Annotated in this window: 7 protein-coding genes and 1 tRNA gene; 5 read left to right on the top strand and 3 right to left on the bottom strand. The window is 48.4% G+C overall.

The genetic code is table 11. From position 1 onward, the window contains the following. Window positions 1-211: 211 nt before the first annotated feature. Window positions 212-2875 (bottom strand): glycoside hydrolase family 2 protein, encoded by a 2664-nt coding sequence (locus GX364_04740; protein NLI70153.1) that lies wholly within the window; start codon window positions 2873-2875, stop codon window positions 212-214. Window positions 2876-3095: 220 nt separating this feature from the next. Between GX364_04740 and GX364_04735 the strand changes: the two genes are divergently transcribed. The 3 genes from GX364_04735 to GX364_04725 all read left to right on the top strand — a co-directional run bounded on the left by GX364_04735 (window position 3096) and on the right by GX364_04725 (window position 6376). Then, window positions 3096-4202 carry a phosphoribosylformylglycinamidine synthase gene (locus tag GX364_04735; GenBank protein NLI70152.1) on the top strand — a complete coding sequence of 369 codons (1107 nt, stop codon included), beginning with the start codon at window positions 3096-3098 and terminating at the stop codon, window positions 4200-4202. Between the two features lie 99 nt (window positions 4203-4301). Continuing rightward, window positions 4302-5012, top strand: coding sequence for an isoprenylcysteine carboxylmethyltransferase family protein (locus GX364_04730; GenBank protein NLI70151.1), 711 nt, complete (start codon window positions 4302-4304; stop codon window positions 5010-5012). Between the two features lie 230 nt (window positions 5013-5242). Then, complete coding sequence (locus GX364_04725) at window positions 5243-6376, top strand: hypothetical protein (GenBank protein ID NLI70150.1); 1134 nt, start codon at window positions 5243-5245, stop codon at window positions 6374-6376. A 155-nt stretch (window positions 6377-6531) separates the two neighbouring features. On the opposite strand, the gene GX364_04720 is transcribed toward GX364_04725, so the two are convergent. Then, window positions 6532-7521: a glycoside hydrolase family 16 protein gene (locus GX364_04720; protein ID NLI70149.1), complete on the bottom strand. Its 990-nt coding sequence runs from the start codon at window positions 7519-7521 to the stop codon at window positions 6532-6534. A 251-nt stretch (window positions 7522-7772) separates the two neighbouring features. Here GX364_04720 and GX364_04715 point away from each other — a divergent pair, with 251 nt between their 5' ends. Both GX364_04715 and GX364_04710 read left to right on the top strand, forming a co-directional pair. Beyond that, window positions 7773-8096 carry a PadR family transcriptional regulator gene (locus GX364_04715; protein NLI70148.1) on the top strand — a complete coding sequence of 108 codons (324 nt, stop codon included), beginning with the start codon at window positions 7773-7775 and terminating at the stop codon, window positions 8094-8096. After that, window positions 8093-8647, top strand: a complete 555-nt coding sequence (locus GX364_04710; GenBank protein NLI70147.1) for a DUF2812 domain-containing protein — start codon at window positions 8093-8095, stop codon at window positions 8645-8647. The genes GX364_04715 and GX364_04710 overlap by 4 nt, the downstream gene beginning before the upstream one ends. Before the next feature lie 99 nt (window positions 8648-8746). Here the strand turns inward: GX364_04710 and GX364_04705 are convergent. Continuing rightward, window positions 8747-8823, bottom strand: a tRNA-Pro gene (locus GX364_04705). Window positions 8824-9139 lie beyond the last annotated feature (316 nt).

Below are 9139 nucleotides of genomic sequence, written 5' to 3'. Positions count from 1 at the left end.
TGAATTATATCCATCAGAGGAACCTCTCCCTTCGGGGAATATTTGGTAAAGCTGATACTACGAGGTTCCTCTTCCGCTTTTTATAAAAGATTTCCTCCAAAGTCCTAAAGTAAATTTACACCAACGCCCCCTTCTTCTCCTGAAATAAACTTTATCATTTCCGCCCGATCCGGATTCACGAGGGATCCGATCATCAGGTTTGGATTGACGATCAGAGGAACTTGTAATATATCCTTCGGGCCATGTTGCCGGGGCGAAGCATGATCTTCAGCCGGATCAGCATTTCCATGAACCTTGAATATTTTCGCTGCACGTCATTCAAAGATCTGATCGTGAGCCCTGATTGCAGAGCTTTCAGATGACAATCATCCCCTACCTCCATGGAAACTGTTTTTTCTTCATCTTTCAACAGATCGAAAAAGTTGTCGGAGAAAGGGGCAGTGTTTCCCTTCATATGCAACATCACTCCTCGGGCAAAAGTGTCACTTTTCAGAGTGATGTACAGGATCCCGTCTTCCAGCCTGAGCCGCTTTTTTATTTTCGGGCTGCCCAACTGCAGATCACGTTCCCTGGAAAATAAAGATGTGTTGTAAGCGACCTCACGGCCATCCCTGTCGTGGATACCGGCAAACAGCACCGTGTTGCGGGCTGATTCCCGTTTGAAATAAGGAGCCGTATCAAGGATTTTCGTGTAGACCTCGTCGAATTTCAAAACGATGTTTTCTGTACCCCTTTCCCGTACTTCACCGTCAAACCCGACGATTTTCCATCTCAGGAACCCTTCAAAAGCATCCTCTCTTTCGCTGTACACATGTATCTCCGTCTGTCTATTTTCATGCAGAAAAGAGAGAGCCAGCGGCTTGTTGAACCTTTTTGCATGGTAGTGAAGGGCCTTCCATTTTCCGCAATAATCGATACTTGACCAGCTGTTCACCGGCCAGCAATCGTTCAATTGCCAGTACAGGGCCCCGTTGCACCTTCCCTTGTTCCTGCGGAAATGTTCCACGGCGTACTTGATGCTCTCCGCTTGAATGAGCTGGGATACGAAGATCAGATCCTCGAAAGCAGCAGGAATAAAAAATTGTGAGGCCATGTAATAGAGTATTATTTCATTGCCACTGGCACATTTCTGATGTGCATTCATGACTTCCGAGGTCATATACAAATCTTTCCGTGAAGCAAATGTTTCTATCGTGTCCATATCGGGTAGTGATTGGAATCCAAATTCACTGCAAAACCTGGTCATGCGGCGTTGATAATAGGAAAAAGGCTGTAACCCGTGCCAGACATTCCATAGATGAGTATCCCCCACGTTGTCGGAATTAACATCCTGCAGATGCTTCCCACCGGAAGGAGAGCCGTACCAGTAAGGAGTGTCGGGATCAAGTTTTTCAAGCCTTTGCGGCAATTCATGATAGAAGAATTCATCGGTGCTTCTGATAAATTTTCTCCTGATCATCCAGGATGGAGACATCACCTCGATTTCATTGTTACCGCACCAGAGAGCCAGGCTGGCACGATGGCGCAACCTTCTCACCTGGTCATCCACCTCCCGGAAGACTTCACGCAAAAAATCACGATCGTAAAATGGATAGGGTGCACATGCAAATTGAAAATCCTGCCAGACAAGGAGGCCGTATTTGTCGCAGAGATCAAAAAAATCTTCGCTGCCGTAGTAGCCGCCGCCCCACACACGAACCATGTTCATATTGGCCCGGGCCATACCCCGTACCAGGCGCTCAAGCCGGGCTCGATCTGTCCTCGTTACGAAACTGTCAGTGGGTATCCAGTTGGCACCTCTGCAAAATATCTTCATGCCATTGACTTTGAAAGCAAATGTCTGCCCCCACCGATCAGCGCTCCTGTCAAGTTCCACGGTTCGCAAGCCGATCGTATATTTCTTCCTGTCCCGTGTTTTGCCCCCATCATCAAGTAGCAATTCAATCCTGTACAGCGGCTGCGTCTCCACTTCCCTGTAACCGTTGGGATACCACAATTCGGGATGTTCGATGTCCACCGTCCAGTTGATTCTGTCCGTGGTAAAACCCATCTTCCGTGTAATAATTTCCCGGCCGTCAGGACCGGATATCCTGCACAACAACGCAAGTTCGCAGTTCGAGGCATCATCCGAGCGGACAGTTTCCAGGCTCATATCCAGCCTGACCCTATCTCTGAAATGTTGCTGCCTGACCACAAAATCATTTATATAACCACACTTGAAGGCGCTGATCTGTATCCCCCCGCTGATCCCCGAGGGTGGAAGTATCGGACCCCAGTCCCATCCAAAATGGTAAGCCGGTTTACGGAGATGGGGGAAACCTGTCAGCCCGTTGTAATTGTGAGGAAAAGGGTCCTGCCTTTGTTTTTCGGAGATATATTTCACCGGGGAATGAAAAAATATAACGATCTCATTGATACCCACCAACAGATGTTCCTTGATATCAAAGCGATGATCCGCGTGGGCATTTTTGCCCCGCCCGACTGGCACCCCGTTGATGAAAATATCTGCAATGGTGTCCAGGCCGCTGATGGAAAGAAAGACAAAATCACGCTCCAGCACCCGTTCATCAACCGTGAACTGCCGCGAGTAGATCCAATCTTTCTCGCCTACCCAGCGATACAACATTTCATTGGTGCCGTAAAAGACATCATCGATGACCTTCTCCCTCATCAGATCGAGATAATTGCATCCCGGAACAAATGCCTTGATCTCGTTATCCGGGTCATCGCTGCGTTTCAATATCCATGGCCCGTTCAAATCCAATGTGATCATAATATTGATTATATCATGTTTACAGGAACATTCAGGAGGTTCTCCGGTCGCTTCGGTTCCCCTGCCGCCTCTGTCGGCAGACTCTTTTTTCAACACTACCATGGGAAAATACCACATGATTCATTTGCTTTCATAACAATGACAGAGGCGGGAACAGGAGTGGCCGGCGGCAACCGACATGGCATGGAGTATTGTTGCAAAATCTACAATGCCCCGGAACGACTTTTTTTTCGCAAAACTTCAAGGGAACAATTCTATATGATAGAATGATTGTTGGCAAAACAACCATAATAGTTAAACATAAAAACAAAGGAGATCAGATATGAATAGAGTTGAAAAAGCACTGATGCACGCTTTGTTTGTTCATCTTCATCATAATGCCGACAAAGCGATAGATTTCCAGGCTTTCAAGGAACTGAACGACAGGGTCGGCAAGACCCTGCCGGGCAGCATGATCATCGGCCCCGATGCCAATGATGACGCCGCCGTACTCAAACTGCCCGGGGAAGATACCCATGTCGTGGCCAAGATGGAAAGCCACTGCAGCCCCTGCGTGCCCCGTCCCTATGACAGCTCGGCCACCGGGGTGGGCGGCTCGGCCCGTGATGTGGTTGCCATGGGGGCAAAACCCCTTTTTATTCTTGATTTTATCGGCACCAGGCCACTTGATGAAGAGGTTATCGTCGGCCCCTGCGGCTTCACGGGCAAATGCACGTGTGGAAAATGTATCACCATGACCAGCCAGGAACGGCTCAACCTCATGCTCAAAGGAATCCGCGACATGTGTGCTGCACTGGAGATGTTCGTGGCCGGCGGCGGCTTCTCCACATCCTTCAGTGATATAGTTCCGGCCATGGTCATCAGTGCTTTTGGAAAGTTGATCACCGAAAAACCGCTCACCAAACCGGCCAAACGTGCCGGAAATATAATGATTATCATCGGCGAGACCGGAAGTGACGGCAATGACACCCTGTACCGGGCTGGCCTGGTTCCGGAGATGCGCCCCGCTCTGGCCCTTTTCGAGGAAGAAAGAAAAACGATGGACTCAACCCTGGAAGCATACAGGATAGAGGGGATCGAATCATGTTCGGACCTGGGGGCAGCCGGGCTTGGAGCTGCCGTCTGCGAATCGGTTCGCTTTGGCGGGCTGGGGGCCACCGTCGATCTCTCGAAGGTTCCACTGCGGGAAGAAAACCTCTCCCCCGAGGAAATCCTTATCTGCGAAACCCAGGCCAGGATGCTGCTGCAGGTACCTCCCGAACATGCAGACGAACTGATCGCCGCGGCAAGGTCAAAGGGAGCCCGTGTGGAAGCAATCGGCGAGGTGAACGACAGCGATCGGAGTATCTTCACATACAATGGAGAAACCATCGCCATCATTCCCAACAAACCCCCGGCGGAAACGATGCGTGAACTGGAAAGAATTTAAAGCCTGTTACCGATCGGTCCGTATATTGCCTGAACCCGAGCAGGAACAGGTCATGCCCATCAACATGCTCGAGCAGCTTTCACAAACTGCCGTACCACCATGGCCGTGAACGAGCACGATGGAAAGGGTGATAACATCAACAAGAAGGCAATCAATTATACTGTCAGGGTTTTCATGCAACGATTGTTGGGCTGGCTCTGTTTCCTGCTTGCCGCACGGTGGTCCATGACCTGGCAGAACTGGGTGTATTTCGGTTCAGGATTGGTTTTGACCGCCATTTCCACGTTCATCATCTACAGGATAGACCCGGAAACCCTTGCTCAGCGGGGGAAAGTGGCCACAGATTCCCCGAAGTGGGACAAGGCTCTCCTGCTTTTATTCTGGCTTCTCAATTTCTTTGTCATCTTCGTGGTAGCCGGATTGGAGTCGGGAAGGGGCACTGCGGACAACATTCTGTTCTGGACTGGCATGTTCCTTTCAATCATCTCGGCAGTCATCATCACTGCTGCAATGGCCGCCAATACATATCTGGAATCAACGGCAAGGATACAGACAGAACGCAAGCAGGCAGTGATAACCCGGGGCGTATATGGAATTGTGAGACACCCCACCTATTCCGCCGTGTTGCTCTCCTGTGCCGGCATATCCTTTGTTTTTGCAACACCCCATGTCTGTGTAACTGCGGCAATCATAGCCATAATCATTGTAATACGTACATTCCTTGAAGATAGAATGCTCAAAGAAAATCTGGAGGGGTACGCGAAGTATGCTGAAAAGGTAAGATATCGACTCATTCCATATATCTGGTAACACGACATACGACAGAGAACTTCAAATATTTTACCACTCATGCCTTTGGATTCGTGTCGAGCCTGGTCAAAATTCCTCGAGAGCAGATCTGCTACAGGATTTTTTTGGAATAACAGCCTGCAAAAAAAACCGATATGGTAATATAATCTATGAAGGGGTGGCTCAAATCTTGACAACATCATTGGCCCGGCCATCCGGAAAAAAGCAAGTTAACAGGGAGGAGAGAAAAAATGAAGAACATCAGGAATATCTTGATGGTTTTGCTGGTTGCAATCCTGGCCGTCAGCGGTGCGGCATGCAACATCTTCAGCAAATATTTTGATGAGGTGGCAGCCTATTCTTTCTGGGACAACGAAGCGCATCAATCCATACCCCAGTATCGGCAATACGAGATAATGGATGATTTTCTCTCGGAAGGAACGATCACGAACGGCAGATGCATTGGCAGCGATGGAAAGGTGCGCAAGGTGCTCTTCCTGGGCTGGGACGGAGCACGCGCAGATGCCATGCTCAATATTTTTTTCAATGAAAACAATCCATCGGACAACGGGATCAACCATGAGGTCTCCGAATATAGCGGGTTGCACACCTTGAAAAAAACAGGCGGATTGTATCTGGCTTACGCCGGAGGTGAAAAGGGCAAGGACAGCCAGCAAAATACTTCAACAAGCCCGGGCTGGACCACGGCTCTTACAGGTGGCTGGAATACACTACATGGTATAAAAACAAACGATGATTCCAAAACCGGCGGTGAAACGATAATGCTCAAGTATGCCAAACTGGGCCTTGATACCTCCTTTGTTTTTGATTGGGACCAGTATTTTGACGTCAATCTGAAGGATGAGGTCAGCTATCTTCTCGAGAATCCATCCGTTCCCATGTCCATGCGCGACATCGACCGGATCAAAACAGATGATTACAGCGAGCTGGATACCAGGGCCGCCAGCCCGGAGCATTACAATCTGGTCGCGGGAGATCATCTGCCGGAAAATGCCCGTTATGATATTGCCGTCAAGGAATACATCGCCGAACGCATCGAAGCAGGCGACGATATTGTCGTCGGGATCTTCGAGAGTGCCGATGCAAACGGGCACAATGCCGGCTTCTCCAATGAAAATCCCGGATACGTCAATGGTGTACGAAATTCCGACCTTTATCTGCACAGCCTTCTGCAGATCATCGAGGAGCGCGAGAACAGCATGGACGAGGATTGGCTGGTACTGGTTGCCGCCGATCATGGCGGGATCGGAAAAGGGCATGGGAGGCAGACCTGCGAGGAACGAACCATCTGGGTAGCCTGCAACAAACCCGTAAACGAAAAATACTTTGGCATGAACTATGACGGTACAAGGGAAAACGACTGACTGACAGCAGAAAAATATCCCTGCACTTGCAGCTGTAAAATTACTCTTATCTTTGGCATTGTGCGACAACATGATTGCAGGGATATGGCCACTGCCCGATGGTGTACCTTGAAAATCCAACAGTTCAGGATGGTCAAACCGGAAGCCCGGGGGAATCAATTGTCATAATCCAGTTCACCGGGGAACTGCTCATCATCCATGATGTACTTCTCGTAATTGGAATTCTGGTATACCTTGACGTAATCTATGACAAATTCCGGTTCTTCATCGTACTTGAAATGCCCGATTCTCTGCCCATGGGGGCCAAAAGTATCGCCGGCATCTATCTCCACGGTGAGCCTCAGAAATTGCCTCACCTTGGAAACACCGCCGCTGTTGGTAGCCCAGGTTGGAACGCCATTTATATAGAAGACATAGTATTCAGGTGTCCACTTGAGGGCAAAAGTGTTGAAACCCTCGTACAAACTGTAATCCAGATCGGTGATATGCCCGGAAACTTTCCCATCACTGCCGTAGCCATCCCAGAGGAGGGCATGCCCCATCTTGCGGGGCTTTTTTCTGAAAGCGGATTCAAAGATATCTATCTCCGTGCCATCACAGCCCTCATTTCCCACCTTCCTCTGGTTGGAAGATTGCAGCCAGAATGCCGCCCAGAGGCCGGGAGCATCGGGAAACTTGACCCTCGTCTCGAAGTAGCCATAGGCCTGTGAAAAAAGCATCTCATCGCTATCGCCCTTGTTATCACTGAAATCATCGGAGACAATCTTTCTGGTCTCGATGCCTCCGGAAAAACGTCCGCTGCGGGGGCAGATCCCCTTGCTGCAATCATGGCTGTCGGTCTGATATGCGCGTATGGTAACGTAACCGTCCGCCACGGTAACCATATCGTCACACCAGTGGTTGGAATGTATCTCCTGCCCCGTCTGGGTCTTCCATCGCAGGCAATGGGGAGAATACGTCCAGATTTCTTCATTCAGAGAATCGCCATCAAAATTATCCGTGAAAACCTCGTACCATCCATCTTCCCCGAGCCGTGGCAGGGAGAGGTCATAACCTTTGCCCTGCCAATCTTCCTCGTTGCCACATGCACCGAGGGAAAGCGTCATAAAAACAATCAAAGCTACCCATAATATTTTTCTGACCACGAGATGCCCTGCCTTTCCTTGTTTTCATTTTTTGTGGTATCGGAAGCGGTAAAATGGATACAAGATATTCACTATTATTATTTGACCATTAGTTCTACGTTTCCTCATCAAAGACCTTCATGCAAGGAGTAAGACGACGAATGGCCATTCCCTCCCTCGATCAAATTCACTTGACACATATAACGGCATACGATATAATTATATCATGCTTCGATATAACGTATCACGTAGTAGGGAAAGAGATAAAGTCCATGGGGGAACAAAAAGGCGCTTTAACCGAAGGAATATATTATATTCTGCTTTCGCTTGTTAAGCCTTTGCACGGATACGGGATCATGCAAAATGTAGAGGCTTTAACCGGAGGCAGACTGAAGCTGGCTGCGGGCACCCTTTACGGAGCCATTGTCAACATGATCGAAAAGGGGTGGATCAAGGCATTGCCTGTAAAAAAAAATAGCCGTAAAAAGGAATATATTATCACCGAAGCAGGCAAAAGCGTGTTAAAAGACGAGATCAGACGCCTGGAGGAATTGCTTCAAAATGGAAACAAGATTTTTGAGGAGCCGATGCAATGAAAAAAACTATTTACAAGTGGTTCTGGGCATGGAATTATGATAAGGAAGAAGAATGGCTGAATGAAATGGCAGCGATGGGACTGTCCCTGGCCTCCGTGGGTTTCTGTACATATATCTTTGAAGAAACTCTACCCGGCGAATACAAGGTGCGAATTCAACTGCTGGATCATTTCCCTTCCCACCCGGAAAGTATGAACTATATAAAGTTTCTTGAAGAAACGGGAATCGAGCATGTAGGTTCTATTACCCGGTGGAATTATTTTAGAAAGAAAATGAACCTGGATGACAGCCAGAAAGAATTTGACCTTTTTTCTGATAGCAAGTCCCGCCAAAAACACCTGGGCAAGATGATGCTTATTTTTGGTATTCTGGCATTGGCCAATCTGTTGAACGCTTTCACACAGGTCGTAGGCTATCAAGATTCAGGTAGGGGGTACACATTTCCCATAATTATTTTTCTCATAAGTATAGGCCTGCTTCTATCCTACGGTTTTTTCAAGATATACATCAAGTGGAATAAATTAAAGAAAGAGAACAGGCTCTTTGAATAAAGATGTTTCCATCCACAGTTATCACCACGAAGTTACTGCATATCCAGAAATAAAAAACCCGCCTGAATCACGATGAATGTTGATTCAAGCGGGTTTTCCTGGTCGGGGCGACAGGATTTGAACCTGCGACCCCTTGGTCCCAAACCAAGTGCGCTACCAAACTGCGCCACGCCCCGACAATCCTCGATTTTCATGTTGGTAATGCCCCGGATGGCATCGGCACGAAGGCAGTATTCATTTTAACACAGAGTCTGCTCCATTTCAATAAATTCAAACGCCGCGCAGGCCCCGCAAAAAATTCATGTGCCCCACCGCGGTATGACCGTACAGGGGTTTGCATAATGATAGGACACACCTGTATTTCCACGGTGATGGTTACAAAACAGAAGCCGGCAAGGAACCTTCAGCATACGCCCAAATAGCGTCAAACAATGTTCTTTTTTCTGTACTTCTGATATACTTTAACATAGGCAATTTCACCGGGTCATCGCT

Source organism: Bacillota bacterium, from assembly GCA_012518215.1.
Lineage (GTDB): Bacteria > Bacillota > Dethiobacteria > DTU022 > PWGO01 > JAAYSV01.
The sequence above is the reverse complement of the archived record's forward strand: the minus strand, read 5'-3'. Positions and strand labels throughout refer to the sequence as shown.